General features: G+C 48.9%; 11 protein-coding genes. 6 read left to right on the forward strand and 5 right to left on the reverse strand.

Annotated features, from left to right (window positions below):
• The first annotated feature begins 76 nt into the window (after nt 1-76).
• A complete protein-coding gene (locus LMG33818_RS09820; protein ID WP_442323208.1) occupies nt 77-304 on the forward strand; it encodes a hypothetical protein in 228 nt (75 codons plus the stop codon).
• A gap of 211 nt (nt 305-515) precedes the next feature.
• Here LMG33818_RS09820 and LMG33818_RS09825 read toward each other — a convergent pair whose 3' ends face one another.
• From LMG33818_RS09825 to LMG33818_RS09835, 3 genes are all read right to left on the reverse strand, one after another.
• Nucleotides 516-1,973 (reverse strand): MFS transporter, encoded by a 1,458-nt coding sequence (locus LMG33818_RS09825; RefSeq protein ID WP_442323209.1) that lies wholly within the window; start codon nt 1,971-1,973, stop codon nt 516-518.
• 394 nt (nt 1,974-2,367) lie between these two features.
• Nucleotides 2,368-3,168 carry an SDR family NAD(P)-dependent oxidoreductase gene (locus LMG33818_RS09830; protein ID WP_442323210.1) on the reverse strand — a complete coding sequence of 267 codons (801 nt, stop codon included), beginning with the start codon at nt 3,166-3,168 and terminating at the stop codon, nt 2,368-2,370.
• 78 nt (nt 3,169-3,246) lie between these two features.
• Nucleotides 3,247-4,014: an SDR family NAD(P)-dependent oxidoreductase gene (locus tag LMG33818_RS09835; RefSeq protein WP_442323211.1), complete on the reverse strand. Its 768-nt coding sequence runs from the start codon at nt 4,012-4,014 to the stop codon at nt 3,247-3,249.
• A gap of 299 nt (nt 4,015-4,313) precedes the next feature.
• Here LMG33818_RS09835 and LMG33818_RS09840 point away from each other — a divergent pair, with 299 nt between their 5' ends.
• Nucleotides 4,314-5,357, forward strand: coding sequence for a LacI family DNA-binding transcriptional regulator (locus LMG33818_RS09840; RefSeq protein ID WP_442323212.1), 1,044 nt, complete (start codon nt 4,314-4,316; stop codon nt 5,355-5,357).
• Nucleotides 5,358-5,495: 138 nt separating this feature from the next.
• On the opposite strand, the gene LMG33818_RS09845 is transcribed toward LMG33818_RS09840, so the two are convergent.
• A complete protein-coding gene (locus tag LMG33818_RS09845; RefSeq protein WP_442323213.1) occupies nt 5,496-8,000 on the reverse strand; it encodes a membrane-bound PQQ-dependent dehydrogenase, glucose/quinate/shikimate family in 2,505 nt (834 codons plus the stop codon).
• Between the two features lie 398 nt (nt 8,001-8,398).
• On the opposite strand from LMG33818_RS09845, the gene LMG33818_RS09850 reads away from it, so the two are divergent.
• The gene (locus tag LMG33818_RS09850) at nt 8,399-9,619 is read left to right on the forward strand and encodes a M20 family metallo-hydrolase (RefSeq protein ID WP_442323214.1); all 1,221 of its coding nucleotides are present in this window, start codon (nt 8,399-8,401) and stop codon (nt 9,617-9,619) included.
• A 309-nt stretch (nt 9,620-9,928) separates the two neighbouring features.
• Here the strand turns inward: LMG33818_RS09850 and LMG33818_RS09855 are convergent, their stop codons facing one another.
• Nucleotides 9,929-10,756: a glycosyltransferase family 8 protein gene (locus LMG33818_RS09855; protein WP_442323215.1), complete on the reverse strand. Its 828-nt coding sequence runs from the start codon at nt 10,754-10,756 to the stop codon at nt 9,929-9,931.
• A gap of 548 nt (nt 10,757-11,304) precedes the next feature.
• Between LMG33818_RS09855 and LMG33818_RS09860 the strand changes: the two genes are divergently transcribed.
• The 3 genes from LMG33818_RS09860 (at nt 11,305) to cas3f (ending at nt 17,094) form a co-directional block, all read left to right on the forward strand.
• Entirely contained in the window at nt 11,305-12,678 is a 1,374-nt protein-coding gene (locus LMG33818_RS09860) for an MFS transporter (RefSeq protein ID WP_442323216.1), read from the forward strand.
• A gap of 121 nt (nt 12,679-12,799) precedes the next feature.
• Nucleotides 12,800-13,774, forward strand: coding sequence for a type I-F CRISPR-associated endonuclease Cas1f (gene cas1f / locus LMG33818_RS09865; protein ID WP_442323217.1), 975 nt, complete (start codon nt 12,800-12,802; stop codon nt 13,772-13,774).
• Nucleotides 13,771-17,094 carry a type I-F CRISPR-associated helicase Cas3f gene (gene cas3f / locus LMG33818_RS09870; RefSeq protein WP_442323218.1) on the forward strand — a complete coding sequence of 1,108 codons (3,324 nt, stop codon included), beginning with the start codon at nt 13,771-13,773 and terminating at the stop codon, nt 17,092-17,094. The genes cas1f and cas3f overlap by 4 nt, the downstream gene beginning before the upstream one ends.
• The last annotated feature ends 97 nt before the right edge of the window (nt 17,095-17,191 follow it).

Consider the following 17,191-nt stretch of genomic DNA (forward strand, 5'->3'; position numbering starts at 1 on the left):
TGCAGGTTGAATGAATAACCAACGCGGACCAGCCATTTATGGCATGTCCGTTTTTGATTGATCTATGGAGGGAATCATGATTCTTAATATCATTATCGGCATCATCATCGGATTGGTGGGCGGTTATTTCACACGTGGCGGCATTTCAACTGAAAAAGGTCAAATCAGTGTCGTTCAAGCATTCATTGCAATCATCACGACAGCTTTTCTGACCGCTGCGTTCCTGTGGAGCGGATGGGCCGGTATTCTGGCAATCATTGAGCTGGTCGTAGGCTACATTATTGCCAAAAAACTGGCGTCTTAAGCGCCGGTCACACCCTGATGCTGATACCACAGGGACGTTTATGACTTTCACAGCCAACGTTCATTGAGTGATCGCATTATTGGTTGATGAAAAACGGGGGAGTGATTTATTTCACTCCCCCGTTTTTATAGGCTGGCTGTCCTTCAGAAGTGCATGTTCAGGGCGTGTCCACTACAGCTAACGATTGCTCTCACTGGCAGAATATATGGGGTTAACTCGTCATATCGACATCACTTTCAGTCGGTTCAAACTTGACCACTAGCAAGAAAATGATCGGAATGATCGTTACCGGCGACACCACCCAAAACATATTCGTACCTATCGCAGCCTGCACCATGGGAAGAACGAATAGTGCCACCCCCGCCGCAATGCAGGTGAAGGCGCGCGCGAAGCCAACACCCGTTGCGCGGATGCCCGTTGGGTATGAGAGCGTCGGATATACCATCATCTGTGCACCAGGACCAAACCCCTCTGCGAATAACCACAACCCCAACAGGATCAATGCGATGATGGTTCCTGTTTGACTTTGAGGTTGCCCCACAATGGCCAATCCAATAAACGAGATAAACTGAAGGCCAAAGCCCACGATAGCGATTGATCGGGAGCGGCATTTCCATGCCAACCTCATCCCCAGAAAGGCGGCAGGTATACCGAATAGAGCCGTGAGCACCAACGAGGCTGTGATTGTTCCGAAGACGCCGACATGCAGAAATTCAGTCAGTCTCGAGGGCAGGAAAAAGTTGATCGCCGTATATTCGAAGGAGATACAAAAACTCATGACGGCCGCAACGATGGTTCTTTGCCGGTATGGCGGCTCAAACAACCGGTGTATTTCTACCTTTCTGGTCGGGATCGCTGAATGGGTGTTGGCCTCTTTTGGATATCCGGTTTCTTCAAGAGTACGTCTGCCTATGGCCTCTTCATGCTGTGGTGCGGCATGGGCCTCTATTCCATAGGAATGGGTCAGAATATCAGCCGCTTTATTGAAATCTCCCTGGTTGGCGGCCCACAGAGGCGATTCGTTCATGAATTTGCTGCGGACTGAAATAATGATCAGTGCCGGGACTGCTCCGAAAATAAGTGAAGCACGCCACAACCAGTCAATATGTTGAGCGGGGAGTAAAAAATAAAAGCAGAAAATGACTAAAAAGCAGGTCGTTGCCGCCAAATACCACATGGGGTTCCATGCGGCTAACCTGGATGCCTTGTTCCCTTTTCCACTGAATTTGGAAAATTCAGCCAGATAAGACATCGCTACGGGTAAATCTATACCCACCCCCAGGCCCATCAGGAAGCGCGCGACAATCAGTACCCAGACATCTGGTGCAAGCCCGGCAGCAATGGCAGAGACCACAAAAAAGGCCATATCTGCCATGAAGATGGAGTAACGCCCGAATTTGTCTGTCAACCAGCCGCCCAGCAGATTACCCACAAAAGTACCGACCACAATCGCGGAAGCAACGATACCGGTTAATACGGGGCCAAGATGAAATTCCTTTGCGACATCCTGCAAACCATACGAAAGTGTCGTGAGATCATAGGCATCCAGAAAAACGCCCCCCAAGGCCAGCAGGACAATCATTTTGGAGTAGTTGTTTCGTACGCCTCGTGAATTAATCAGATGGGCAACATCACTTGTTTTCGTGATAGGAATGGATGTCGCGGTCATGGGTATATCCGACACAACAAATAGCCTCTCATGAGATGAAATAAAGTTTCATTGTGAGACTGGAAAAATTTATCGCGAAATATTGATGCGGAATGTCGATATACGCGCTCACGTTGTGTCGTTATGCCTATTACGTGTTGAGGCTAACTCACGATTTCAAGGGCCATTCGCAAGGCACCCCGTTCACACTGGCATGTTTGTACCTGATCGGATCTCAGGAATATTATTTTGGTGAAAAGAATAGATGGGAAAGAAAGGAGGGAGGCAGGGAAAATCCCCTCGTTTTGGTACAGAGCAAATGCCGGAGCATTTGCTCTGCCATTTCATCACAGCCTGTAGACAGGCAGATTCAGGTAGGGCATAAGCTGTCTTGAAAGTGGCCTTTACGGGTACATTAGTTACCGCCGCCCGAAATTCGAATATTAATACCTGAGATGTAGCTTGCTTCATCACTCAGCAGAAAAGAGACAGCGCCGGCAATTTCTTCGACAGAACCATAGCGATGCATGGGAACGCTATTGATCATCTGTTCCGCAGTTTTTTCAGGATCTTCCGGGAAATACTGCGAGCCCGCCTGTGACTGCAATTCAACCTGACGCGTCCACATGTAAGCAGGACCAATAAGGCCCGGGCTCACTGCATTCACACGAATATTATGGGGCAATAAGTCTTTCGAAGCGGTTTCAGTCAAACCAATGACAGCAAATTTGGATGAGCAGTAAGCTGCCATATTGGGCACACCACCAACACCCGCCATGCTGGCAGTATTGACGATCGCACCCTGCTTTTGTTCCACCATATGGCTGGAAATGACCTTGAGTACGTTGAAGACACCGACCACATTGATGCTCATTACTTTTTCGAAATCTGCAGTGGGAAACTGATGAATGGGCTTGAAGTCCCCCTGATAGCCGGCATTGTTGAAAAGCAACTCAATACTACCGAAGGTTTCGATGACGGCATCCCGTGCTTTTTCAACCGAATGACAATCTGTGACATCACACACAAAGCCTTTTACTTTGGCGCCACTCTTTTTCAGCGCTTGAACGGCACTTTCCAATTTACCTCCATCGATATCGAGGAGAGCAATGGCAGCGCCTTCGGAGGCTAATCGTTTGGCTATTGCCTGCCCAATGTCTCCACCACCCCCTGTGATAACAGCCGTCTTGTTGGTGAAACGAAGGGAAGTACTCATTGTTTGGAATCCTTCTTGTCTATCTCTTGTCTATCTTGGGCGAGTGAAAATTTCTATCTGCCTGTGATTAACGCATGTTCAGAAAACGCTATAGCCACCATCAATCGTAACGATGGCACCCGTCATGAAGGTAGAGGCCTCACTGGCAAGGAATACGGCGAGGGGGCCCAGCTCTTGTGGATCACCTGCGCGTTGCATGGGGGTGTCTTCGATCCAGTAGCGCTTGAATTCAGGGTTATCAATAGGCGACATATCCGTCGCAATATATCCGGGAGCAATGGCGTTGACGCGAATATTGTAAGGGGCCCATTCTGCCGCCAATGAGCGCGTCAAATGGTGCACACCTGCCTTGGAGGCATTATAGGCAGGCTGCCATTGCGGGCGGTTAACGATATCGGCCGACATGGAACCGATATTGATAATCGCCCCATGCTTCTGTTCGATCATGCGTTTGCCTACTGCCTGAGCACAGAACCAGACACCATTCAGGTTCACATTGATGACTTCTGTGAAGCGCTCGGGGGTAATCTCGATAGAAGGCTCGTGGTAGCAGATGCCAGCATTGTTCACCAATATATCGATATTGCCTTCAATGTCATCAAGGGCTTTACTGATACCTTCAGGCGACGTTACATCCAATGAAATGGCGGATGCCGTGTGCCCGGCTTCCTGAAGGGCCTTGGCTGCCTGTTGGCTTCGTTCCAGATTACGCGCGGCAATGATGACACTGGCGCCTGCTTCTGCCAAAGCCCAACTGATGGCCTTGCCAATTCCCTGATTGCCACCTGTTACGATGGCTGTTTTCCCTTCAAGTTTGAAACTGTCCAGTACATTTTTGGTAGGCATGATGTAGTCTCGTTTACTGTGTTTTTAGAGTGTATGCATAGCTATGCAAAATAGGCAGTGAAAAAGGTTGCATCAATACACCAATGGTCGAACTGTCTGATTTCATATGAACTTTTTTGCGCCTTTGGCGTATATCAGTATCTTCATTTATAGATATAAATGATTTATAGATGTGGGTAATTTATAGATATGGCTGATCGCATCATGCCGCCCAGGATACATTGGTCCTGATATGTGACAGGACGAAACGATAAAATGACAATGAATGAATTTATGCCCCCAAAGACCGAGACCTGCTCATGAAAAAGAGACATCGTTTGGCGTCATCCTCGGATGTGGCTCGCTTGGCAGGTGTGTCTCAGTCCGCCGTTTCGCGTACTTTTTCAGCTCATGGAAGTGTGTCAGAAAAGACACGAGCACGAGTATTGGCGGCTGCCAGCCAATTGGATTATCGACCCAATGCCTTACCTGCCATCATGCAAGGGAAGGGCTCCAATATGGTAGCTGTTGTATTGGGTGGCATGCATAACCCTTTTTATGCGCGTGTTCTGGAGTCGTTAACCCAGCATTTGCAGCAACGGGGCCAGCAGGTACTCGTAACTCATGTAGAGAGCGATCACGCGCTGGATGGTGCAATCGAGCAGCTTATGCGCTATCGGGTCGACGCTATCGTCAGTGCCTTGGCTGTCATTACTCCAGAGATTGCTCAAGTGCTTTCTGCCACTCACATCCCGGTCGTGGCCTTCAATAACCTGCAAAACGCCCCCGGGGTCAGTTCAGTCAATTCAGATAATCATGCGGCAGGCCAACAGATAGCCCATTATTTTATCGAAAGAGGTCACCGGCACTTTTGTTTTATTCATGGCCCTGAAGGGAGTCCCGCAGAGCAATTGCGTTTTCAAGGATTTGCTCATGTAGTGAAAGAGTGTATGCCAATAGCGGAAAAGGGTACGACGTTAAGCGAGGCCTGGGGGCATTACGATTATGCGGGAGGGCAAGAGGCCATTCGCTCCCTGTGGGGGGCTGGGCAACGTCCCACCGCTATTTTCTGTGCCAATGATCTGATGGCCTTGGGCGTTATGGATACATTGCGTTATGACTTTGACGTTCATATCCCTGACGAGATAGCGATTGTCGGATATGACAATATTGAAAGTGCGGCCTGGAAAGCTTATGGACTCAGCAGCTTTGATCAGAATGTAGAGGCCATGGTCGAGGGTACACTGGCCCTTCTGGATGAGCATAATGATGGGGCACCCGGGCAAGTGCTGACGATACCTCCTGTCTTTCATGAACGAAAGAGTTCATGCTCTAATCAACAAGCGAGTAAAAGTATGCTTTAGAAATAACCTTGCCTTCACCTTGTGGCTTTTGCTGTTTTGGATGCGTGATCGTTTGGGGAAATAATGAATTGAAAAAGCCGCCTTTGAAAAGGCGGCTTTCTTGTTTGCAAGGTAACACGATATGTAAACGAGGGTGGGTTACTGTGACAGTTTGAATGCCACTACGCTATCGCCCAGTTTTGTCCCCAGACTGCCGTGCCCACCCGCAGCGACGACAATGTATTGGCTACCGTCTGCTCCTGTATACGTGGCTGGCGTCGCTTGCCCGCCCGCCGGAAGCTCGTGCTGGTAGAGCACTTTGCCGTTGTTCAGGTCATACACACGGAAGTAGTCATCCGCAGTCGCTGCCTGAATAAACAGGCCTCCCCGCGTAATGATGCCGCCACCATGTGCCACCATACCGACCGGGAAGCCAATGGGGAATCGACCTGGCAGGAAGGCCGTTTTCAGGTTTTTGGTTGTCCCGATACGACGATCCCAAACCACCTTGCCGGTTTTCAGGTTAACGCCAGCCAACGTACCCCACGGCGGTGCCTGACATGGAATACCCAACGGTGATGAGAACGGTGCTATTTTGATGGCATAGTGACCACCGAAGTTCTCGTTCCAGTATCCCTGTTTGGGTGTGGTAACAAGGCGACGATTTTCATCAGAGGCTTGCCTTGGCACAAGATGATAGTAATAAGCCAGGCGCACTGGTGCTGCGACCATAATTTGTCGAACAGGGTCGACGGCCACCGAGCCCCAGTTAAAGACACCGATATTACCCGGATTGATGATCGATCCATGTTCGGTGGACGGTGTCCACGGGTTACCATCGTACCGTGCTGATTTGAAGGTAATTCGGCATGACATTTGGTCGAAGGGCGTCATCCCCCACATGCTCGATTCCTTCAGCGGGTGTGGAATGAAACTCAAGGCAGACACAGGTTGTGACGAGGCATAGTGTTCCCCGGGAATGCCTTTGGTCGATGTCTTGTATTCATGGACCGGATAGATGGGTTGCCCCGTTAAACGATTCAATACGAAAACATTACCTGTCTTTGTAGGAAGCACCATGGCCGGTTGTGAATGCCCATCATAGGTAATATTCAACAATGATGGTTGGGATGGATTGTCACGATCCCACAAGTCATGATGTGAAGTCTGGAATGCCCATTTCATCTGGCCGGTCTGCAAGTCCAGGGCTACGATGGTGTCCCGCATTTTTTCTGTATTGCTGTTGGGATCACGATCAATACCGACTTCATCGGGTGAAGCATTGCCAAACGGGACGTAAACCAGATTGTTCTTGATATCCGCACTGAGAGTTGCCCAGGCGACAGGCGTGTCGTGGGGATAGGTGGCTCTATGGGCGAGTGGTGCTGTCTGATTAGGCTGGGAAGCATCAAAATTCCATACCAATTTGCCAGTATGAACGTTATAGGCACGGATGACGCCCGATGGGTTGCCACGTTGGTAACCATTATCCGTGACTGAGCCACCCACAATCACCAAATCACCTGCTACCAGTGGTGCTGCTGTTTCCATATAGGCATGTGGGCGTACCTGCCCCAGCCCGGCCAGCAGATCGACCTTCCCATGATTGCCAAAGTCTTCGCATGGCTTACCGGTATTGGCATCCAGTGCAATCAACTGTGGATGGGTGGCGGTGGTAGAAAAGATACGTTTGATACATTGGCCGCCATTTAACGCCGTGGAAGTAGCGGTATCCGACATGGGGGCCGAAGAGGATGCATCGGTCTGAGGGGATGTGCTTGCCTGTCCAGTAGGTGTATTCTCAGCGGCCTGATTCTGTCCTGTGGAAGCATTGGCATTGGCTGAATTGTCAGCCTGCGTTGGTTCCTGATAATAAGCGACACCGCGGCATGTCTGGTGCTGTTGGTCAATAGAGGGATCAGGCAAAGGGGAGTACTGCCACTTACGCTTGCCCGTATCAGGATCCAGTGCCACCACGCGTCCATGTGGCGTACATAAATACAAGCTGTTATTCACCTTGAGAGGCGTGGCTTCGAAAGTATATTCGGTGGCATCCTTTTGTGGATTGCGAAGATCGCCAGTGTGGTATTGCCACGCCACCTTCAAATGAGCAGCATTTTTCGTATTGATCTGATTCAGGCCTGAATAGCGCTGCCCCATATCGTTACCGCCATAGGCGACCCAATTGTTGTAATCCTGACCTGCGTCGCTTGTAGCCGTAGTCTCATCATTACCAAAACTTCCCTCAGTGGGGTAGGGATCATAGAAGCATAGCGCAATCACCATCACGAGCATGATGATGACTGTTCCCCCCAAAAAGGGATGAAAACCGCGATTAGACTGATGCAGGCGGTTCAGTGGCCTTGTCATCCACGGAAGAGCCAGCCAGAGCCCGATCAACGCGACAATATCCCCACGGGGAATCCATTGCCATTTATCGAAGCCCACTTCGTAGATAATCCATGCGAGTGTTATCCACATGAAGATCGCGTAAAGCGTTAAAACACTACGCTTTTTCAGCACCAAGAGTACCGCGCTGATAATAAAAGCCAGTCCCATCAGGACATAAAACGGTGACCCTCCGACCATAACCAGCCGGATAGCCATATAAAGTGTCGCTACCCCTAAAAGGAGCAGGATGACACTGGTTATCTTGTTAAGCATGTCGTGTCTCGACAGTGAGGGTTAGCGGAAAGATATTCTTGTATCAAATGGCACGTTATTACATATCATCGTGCTCCATAACTACTATAGGGCGTTATGATGCATGTCAGTATTATTCCAATGGATAGGGGACTTATTGGCTTTTTTATGAACGTATTTTGTTTCCCTGCCCTCAATGACATTCCTATTACATAGCAATGATTCACGATAACGATATTATAGGTATCCTCTCTGATGGCTATTGATATTCGTCGGCATGGAATGTTTGCAGTGATGATGAATGGAACGAGTATTACGTTATTTCATCACCCACTTTTCTTTGTTAACGTGAAATCAATACGTTGGTCTTGAATTTAGCGCTTCCGATAATTCATACAAAAACAAGAAGGATCGAATGAATGGCAATTGATATCAATGCAGCACGCCTGTGGGAAACTATTCTCGAAACAGCCCGGGTCGGGGGTACCGATGAAGGGGGAGTAAGACGACTGGCCCTTTCACAGGAAGATAAAACTATTCGCGATTGGTTTTGTGCTGAATGTGAAAAGCTTGGCGCTCATGTGGAGGTGGATACGTTGGGCACTATTTTCGCCCATTACCCCGGCCGCTCGTCCGATGCCAAGCCTGTCGCAATGGGCAGCCATCTGGATACTCAACCCACGGGTGGCAAGTTCGATGGCATTTTGGGTGTGCTTGCCGGGCTTGAAGTGTTACGTACATTGAGCGAAAACAACATTACGCCCGAAAAGCCCATTGTTCTGGTGGACTGGACCAATGAAGAAGGTGCGCGATTTGCGCCCTCCATGGGGTCATCGGCAGCGTTTGCGAACGTATTGCCGGTTGAGGAGATTCTTTCGGCAAAAGACCGCAACGGCATTACCTTCGAAGAGGCGCTGGAAGAGATAGGCTATCGTGGGGATTTACCCTTGGGAAAAGTTGAATTCGATTCCATGTTCGAGCTTCATATAGAACAAGGCCCCATTCTTGAAGCCGAGGAGACAACCATTGGCATCGTGACCGGTGCGCAGGGTATGCGGTGGTATGACATTTCCATTAAGGGGATGGCTGCTCATGCAGGGACAACCCCCATGCATCTTCGCAGGGATGCCTTCATGACAGCGGCAGAGCTTTCCCTTGAGCTCCGGCGAATGGCATTGGATGCAGGGGCCAACGTCACCATTGGTGAGTTTTCGATCCCACATGCGTCACGTAATGTTATCCCCGGTGAGGTTAACCTGACGCTGGATATTCGCCACCCCGAAGAAGCGGTACTAAACAGGCTTGAACAGGCTCTCGACAAACTGTGCTCATCAGAGATTACTGCCACCACCGATGTTACGGTCAGGCGTATCCTGGATAGTGCACCCATTGTATTTGATGAAACCTGTATCGATCTGGTTGAACAAGCCATCGAACAACGCCAGTTTTCTTCACGACGTATATTATCTGGAGCCGGGCATGACTCAGTGAATATTTCCCGAATTGCGCCCACCGTCATGATCTTCGTACCTTGCATGAAGGGGATCAGCCACAATCCAGCAGAATCCATAACGGCTGAAGATGCGGCGGCAGGGGCTCAGGTATTACTGGATGCAGTGTTGTTACGGGCGGGTATATAGTGCTTTTATAGATGGGCTACGTAGAGGAGGCTACTGCGAACCGCTAATAAAAAAGCTGAGTGAACGTAGAGCCAAGTATGTGAACCATTTTCTTCAAAGGATACACACATGGGCGATTTGATGTTATCGCCCCGTGGTTCACACAGAAAGGCTGTGCAGCTGAATGCCCAAAGGGGGCTGGCAGAATATTGTTTTGACAGCCCTCATTTACTGAAGCCTTAAGCGCCCGGCCTAAGGTTTTTTGAACGTGTGCCTCTGTTCGAAGAGGTAATCAGGCTACACCTGATCCGTGAGAAAAGGGACTTCTTTCTATTCCCTTCCTATTTCCCACCACAGTTTATCCAGTGGGTAATAGCGGTCATGTTCTTGTTTCGATTTCTCAATATCGATCTTCCAGGGTTTTTCCAGAATATAGTGGATGTTTTTTACCTCTTCCTGATGCCATATTTTGGGATGTTGGAACATCAGTGTTTTCAGCGCATTGTAAATATAGGGAAGAGGTAACCAGCGCTCGGAAAAGACTTCATTGAGAAAGTCCTGTTCGGCGAAGGGGTACTTTTTCAAGTCATCGATGGCGGCCAGTTTTTCCTCAAACATTTGCAATACAGCATTATCGGGTTCGAGTACCAGAAAACCACCATTCAGATAGAGATCCAGAGAAGCAGGTGGTTGCTCCCCCCGTTCCTGCCAGGTGTAATGACAATGCTCTGGGTTCCAGTCAGCGGGGTAGCTCTTCAGCTTTCTTGGATTACAACGACAGGCATGGCAAGCCGCTATGGTGTTATCCCCAAAATCCAGCGTAAAAAGCTCATCCATATTTTGTAGCACTAACATATCCGCATCCAGAAAGACCACGCGTTGGTAGTCGGTCAATCCCCAGATACGAAGTTTGTTCCAGACTTCACCGAATTGAGGCAGCGCATAATGCTGTGTCAGTTCGGCTTGTGGCGCCAAATGTTCGACAGGATGAACAATACAACCATCCTGTACCAGAGCATCGCGGACGTCCTGTTCAACGTTGCTTGTCACCATAACGACCAATGGCCATTGGGTGCCGCTTTTTTGCAGGGAGCGATGGAGAGCTTTCACACCGACGAGATAGCTCGGCTGTGTCAGCAAAGTGACCCATGCGAACATATGAGTAGCATCCTTCAGGTAATAAGAATTGTGATGAAAAAGCAGACGTGATGGCTGATGAAGTTTCGTATGCTTGCCAATGAGAAACTACGTTAGCAAACATACTCTCATTTTCCTAATGCAGACGACTGTTGTTCGTGACGGTTGTCTTTTCTTGAAACGATTCCTTATCTATACGCCTACATTGCGACAAGGGATGTGCTATACATAGCTGCATGCTGATGATTCGAATGCATATGCAAGAGAGAAGAGGGCCTTCAGAGCGTGTAGGCCCATACAGATATCATCTACATGAACGCAAAGTGGCTTTTGGACCTATCGAAAGCGCTTATATAGCCTTGATGCAATGGCAGACCACCTCGGTTATTATCCGCGCTCGTCAATAGTGTGGTAAGGCGAAATGACAATGAGCGGGATATTCAACATAGTCTTTTGAGGTAATTGCCTCCCGTTTGAACGTTCCAATAGGGGCGTATGCGCCGCACACTACAAGGGATAAATCCGGATGTTCTCTCCGGATGAGTACCGCCTTCCAAAAAAGGATACAGATGAACAGCCAGCGACTGGGTATGATTGAAAAGATCGGTTATGGCATGGGGGATGCTGGCTGCAACATTGTGGGCGGCGCTGTTTTCCTGTTCCTGAATTATTATTACACCGATGTCTATGGACTAACGGCATCCTCTGTAGCCCTCGTTTGGCTGGGGGTCAGAGTACTTGAAGCCGTCTCCGATCCTGTCATTGGCATGTTGGCTGATCGAACGCATAGCCGTTGGGGTAAATTCAGGCCTTATATTCTATTCTTTGCATTTCCATACGCGGTGCTCTGTGTATTGATGTTCACAGTGCCTGCTGTTAGTTATAGCGGGAAGGTGATCTATGCCTTCGCGACCTATTTATTAATGTCAATTACCTATTCCTTCATCAATATTCCCTATACCTCGTTGGGAAGTGCCATCAGTTATGACCCGCAGGATCGTGTCGCCTGTCAATCCTACCGCTTCATGGGCGTGGGGGTGGCTACACTGATTCTGACGATCAGCCTGTTACCGATGGTGCAATGGTTGGGAAAGGGCGATCAGGCCATGGGGTATCACCGGGCTGTTTGCATCCTGACTTGCATCGGGTTCGTTTTGTTAGTGTCTTGTTTCGCACTGGTGAAAGAACGTGTGACTCCCGTCCATTCAGATAAACATCATCGCTTGCGGGATGATTTAAAGCTGGTACTCAAGAATGATCAGTGGGTAAAGACGGTGTTGCTGACGTTTATCAATGTGCTTCCCGGTTTTATCCGCATGGCAGCTGCACTTTATTTTCTGAAATACGTCGTTAAAGCAGACGATACCTTCACGACGATATTCATGAGTATCGGTGTGGTGGGAATGATTATCGGGAGTGCTCTTGCGAAACCCTTGAGTGATCGTTTCTGCAAATTGAACATCTTTTTCTGGATCAGTATTTTTCTGTTTGTCTGGTCGGCCGGGATGTTTTTTATTGACCCTGAGCAGCGTCTTCTGCTGACAGTGGCATATTTTATTCTGAATCTGGTGCATCAGATTGCTCAGCCACTGGACTGGGCAATTATGTCTGATGTGGATGATTACAGCGAATGGCGTTCGGGTAAACGCTTAACCGGGATTACCTTCGCTTGTAATTTTCTCGCATTGAAAATGGGGTTGGCGTTGTCGGGAACACTGGTGAGTTCTGTATTGGCCTGGAGCCATTATCACGCTGACCAGCCTGATCAGACCGCTACCACGCTGATCGTGATAAAGGTCGTATTTTTGGTATTGCCAGCCATTACCTATCTGATGACAGCAGGGTGTGTGAAGTTGTTGCGGGTTGATCGTGCAATGATGGATAGGGTGACGGAAGAGCTTTCCAAGCATAGGGAGAGGGGTAGGGAAGTGGTGGCGGGTTGAGTTGGGGTGTTTTTGCCGACCTTGGAACTACCCTTCAAACTGATTGATAAGCGTCTTTTCCCGAAGATCTAGGTAAAAGTATAAAAAATACAATTAAAAAATATCCACTCAAGTGAATGCCATGGAAGAGATAACGTCGAGTGATTTAAAAACCATCCTTCACTCTAAACGCGCACAAATCTATTACCTTCAGCATTGTAGAGTGCTTGTTAATGGTGGGCGGGTTGAATATGTCACAGATGAAGGTGCCCGTTCTCTTTACTGGAATATTCCAATTGCCAATACCACCTCTCTTTTGTTGGGTACAGGTACATCCATCACCCAAGCGGCTATGCGTGAATTAGCCAAGGCCGGAGTTCTGGTTGGTTTTTGTGGCGGGGGAGGAACGCCTCTTTTTTCAGCGACTGAAGTCGAAGTAGATGTTGCCTGGTTAACGCCACAAAGTGAATATCGGCCTACAGAGTATTTACAACGCTGGGTAAATTTTTGGTTTGAAGACCATTTGCGATTGGAAGCCGCTCGAACATTTCAATTAAAAAGATTAGATAATATCGAAGCTCGGTGGACGCACCGTGACCTGACTGATATGGGGTTCAATATCGATAAGGCCTTTCTGAAGCGTACTCTGGATATTCATCGTGAGGCGATCACCGCTGCACCCAATACTACTGACCTATTGTTGTTTGAAGCTCGGTTAACCAAAACGTTATTCAAGCTTGCCGTTAATGCTGTGGGCTATGGTGAGTTCAAGAGAGCCAAACATGGTAGCGGTGCGGATTCAGCCAATCGTTTTCTGGATCACGGCAATTATCTGGCTTATGGCCTTGCCGCTACTGCCACCTGGGTTTTGGGAATACCACATGGCTTGGCTGTCCTTCATGGTAAAACAAGGCGCGGTGGACTGGTTTTTGATGTTGCTGATCTGGTCAAGGATGCGGTGATCCTGCCACTGGCGTTTATATCTGCCATGAAAGGAGATGAAGAGCGCGAATTCCGGCAAGCTTGCATTGATCAGTTGACGCGTACGGAATCGCTGGATTTCATGATCGATACCTTGAAGGAGACATCCACGGCATTGGGGATACAAAAAGCATGAATGTGCTCTTGATTTCCCAGTGTAATAAAAATGCGCTCAAAGAAACTCGTCGTATCCTGGACCAATTTGCAGAGCGTTGTGGTGACAAAGTGTGGCAAACGGCCATTACATCCGAAGGTCTGACTACTCTACGCAAGTTATTACGTAAACGTGCGAGAAAAAATACCGCTGTTGCCTGCCATTGGATAAAGGGAAGAAACCGCAGTGAGCTTTTGTGGATTGTCGGTAACGCAGCCCAGTTCAATGATAAGGGAACCGTACCCACCAATATGACACGCCGCAATATTGTGCGATCCGATGATGAAAATGATTGGCACAGTGGGCAGTTGATTCAATTGCTGACGACCTTGGCTGCTCTTTTTCATGACATGGGGAAGGCGAGCAAAGCCTTCCAAAGCCGACTGCTGGGGCATCTTGAAGGACGTAATCTTTACCGTCATGAATGGGTGTCGTTACGTTTGTTTGAAGCCTTTGTTGGAACGGATGATGATGATAGTTGGCTGACCCGTCTTGAAAATCTGACGCCTGAAGATGACGAATGGATAACATTACTCAAGCGCGATGGTATAGATAGCCTCAAAGAGCAGGATCTTTATCCATTTGCAAATTTACCGCCTTTGGCTGCAGCGATCGGATGGCTTATCTTGAGTCACCATCGTTTACCTGCCTTGCCTGTCAGGGATGATAATTTACAACAAAAATGGGTGGGTGCTCGTACTAGTCTGAATACAGGCAATATACCCGAACTTCCCATGGATATTTCTGCCGGATGGAATGAACGTGTTGAAGAAAAGCCTGGGAATGAAGTAATACCCTACTGGCAATTTCCTGATGGATTGCCCATGTTCATGGACGCTTGGCAAACCCGTGCGCGACGTGCAGCACGACAACTGAAGTCACTCCATCACCCCATATTACCGATGGCATCTCCTTATGTTATGCACCTTTCGCGTATGGCATTGATGCTGGCTGACCATCATTACTCAAGCCTGACGAATGAAGGGCGACTTCGTGGGCCGTGGTCGAGCCGCCTGTTCGCTAATACGGATTGTTATAAAGAGCGCTGTCAGTCATTGGATGAACACCTGCTGGGTGTTACCAGAACGGTGGGCGACATTGTACACCGTATGCCTGACATGGTTCGTAGCCTTCCGCGTATTGCGCGTCACAAGGGCTTTAGTCAGCGTAGCAAGGATTCTCGTTTCCGCTGGCAGGATAAAGCCTTCGATTTGGCTACAAGCTTGAGAAGCTGTAGTCATGATCATGGCTTTTTCGGTATCAACATGGCATCCACCGGTTGTGGGAAGACTATTGCCAATGGCCGGATTATGTATGCACTGAATGACCCTGAGATCGGGGCCCGTTTTTCAATAGCGTTAGGGCTGAGAACGCTGACATTACAAACCGGGCAAGCCTACCGAGACAAGCTGGGTCTTGATAGTGATGACATGGCTATTCGCGTGGGTGGGAGTGCTGTACGTTCATTGTATGAGCATGCTCAGTCCACATGGAATGGCTCTGAGTCGAGGGAGGCATTGCTTGATGAGCAAAGCCACGTACTTTTCGATGGACAACTGGGTGAACATCCGCTGTTGTCACGAGCAGTGCGTGATCCAGATTCACGGTCGTTGTTAAGTGCCCCAGTTCTGGTTTGTACTATCGATCATTTGATGCCTGCTACAGAGAGCCTGCGAGGAGGCTCTCAGATTGTGCCCATGCTGCGCTTGATGTCGAGCGATTTGATATTGGATGAGCCCGACGATTTTGGGCTTGAGGATATCCCCGGGCTCACACGCCTTGTGTATTGGGCAGGCATGCTCGGATCACGGATACTTTTATCGTCGGCAACTCTGCCCCCAACCATGCTACAAGGCTTGTTCTCGGCCTATCACGAGGGTAGAGCCGAGTATCAACGCCACAGGGGAGTCCCGGGTATTCCAGTCGCACCGTGCTGTGCGTGGTTTGATGAGTATGGCTGTTCACAGGTGCAATGTGCAGATAGTGCGGCATTCACAAGTGCACATGACGCCTTCGCCCAAGAGCGCGCTGCCAGACTGCAAAAACAGGATGTCTTGCGTAGTGCGTATCTCGCCTCACTCGTATCGTCTTCTTCCCGCGCTAAAGATATTACTCATGCCTTGGGGCATGTATTACTGACGCAATCCAAAGCATTACATGACAACCATCATTCCATTGACCCTGTCAGTGGAAAGCGTGTTAGTTTCGGGTTGGTCAGAATGGCGAATATCGAACCTCTAGTGGATCTTGCACAGTGGTTATATCGATCAGAGCGCTTGAGCAATTTCCACATCCATCTCTGTGTTTACCATTCCCAATTTCCTCTATTACTCAGGTCTCGACTTGAATCCACGCTTGATCATGTGCTGGATCGGCATGATGAATATGCTGTATTTGATTTCCCTGATATTCGCCAGCGCATTGATCAGTGCGATATGCAGGATCAATTATTTATTGTATTGGGCTCTCCGGTAACAGAAGTAGGGCGTGATCATGATTATGACTGGGCGCTGGTTGAGCCTTCATCCATGCGTTCGATTATTCAGTTGGCGGGGCGTGTCAGGCGACATCGCCACACTGCAGTATCGACACCCAATATTGCGCTCTTGTCCACAAACATTCGGCACCTGAAAAAGTCAATGCCGGCTTTTTATCGCCCGGGGTTCGAATCGGAACCGTTATTGGCGTCATATCAGTTGGAGTCGCTGCTTAGAGAAGAAGAGTATACCTGTATAGATTCACGCCCCAGACTCATTCCTGCTGAGCCGTTAACCCCAACTCAGCGGCTGGCTGATCTGGAACATTCGCAATTGGGGCAGTTAATGATTGAAGGATACAAGGTAGAAACGACAGGAAGACAGCGGAAACGAAGAGGTGAGCCAAAGCGGAAGCGTTTGGGGGCTTACCTTTTCTTTAGACCGGCAAGTTTGACACTTTCTGCCTTGGCCACTCAGCAGCAACCCTTCCGCCGGGATGATCTGGCAGAAGACGAGTTTGTATTGTTACCCGATGAGGACGAAGAAAATTACTCTTTTCTACGCATTAATTATTGTTCTGGGAAAGCAGAGCCGATTCATGCCGAGAGTCAATTTACCCGTATTTCCGATGAGTCCTTGAAACATCCTGACATCACCCCCTGGAACGAAACCGATTATATGGATGCCCTTGAAGATCAGGCCTCTGCTATGGGGATGTCTCTCTTGCAATGTGCTTCACGCTTTGGACGGATAAGCCTGAAGAGTGAATATGCCCGACATGGATGGTACTTCCACCCAGCGTTGGGGTTTGTTGGCAATAAGTGAAAAGCCGACCATAGGGCCGGCTTGAGAGGGCTACCTGTGCGGTAGCGGATGAGGGTTTACCCTTAAGAACATATATTTCTAAGCAACCTATACGGTT

The sequence above is a fragment of the Cernens ardua genome (assembly GCF_051251085.1).
Lineage (GTDB): Bacteria > Pseudomonadota > Gammaproteobacteria > Pseudomonadales > Halomonadaceae > Cernens > Cernens ardua.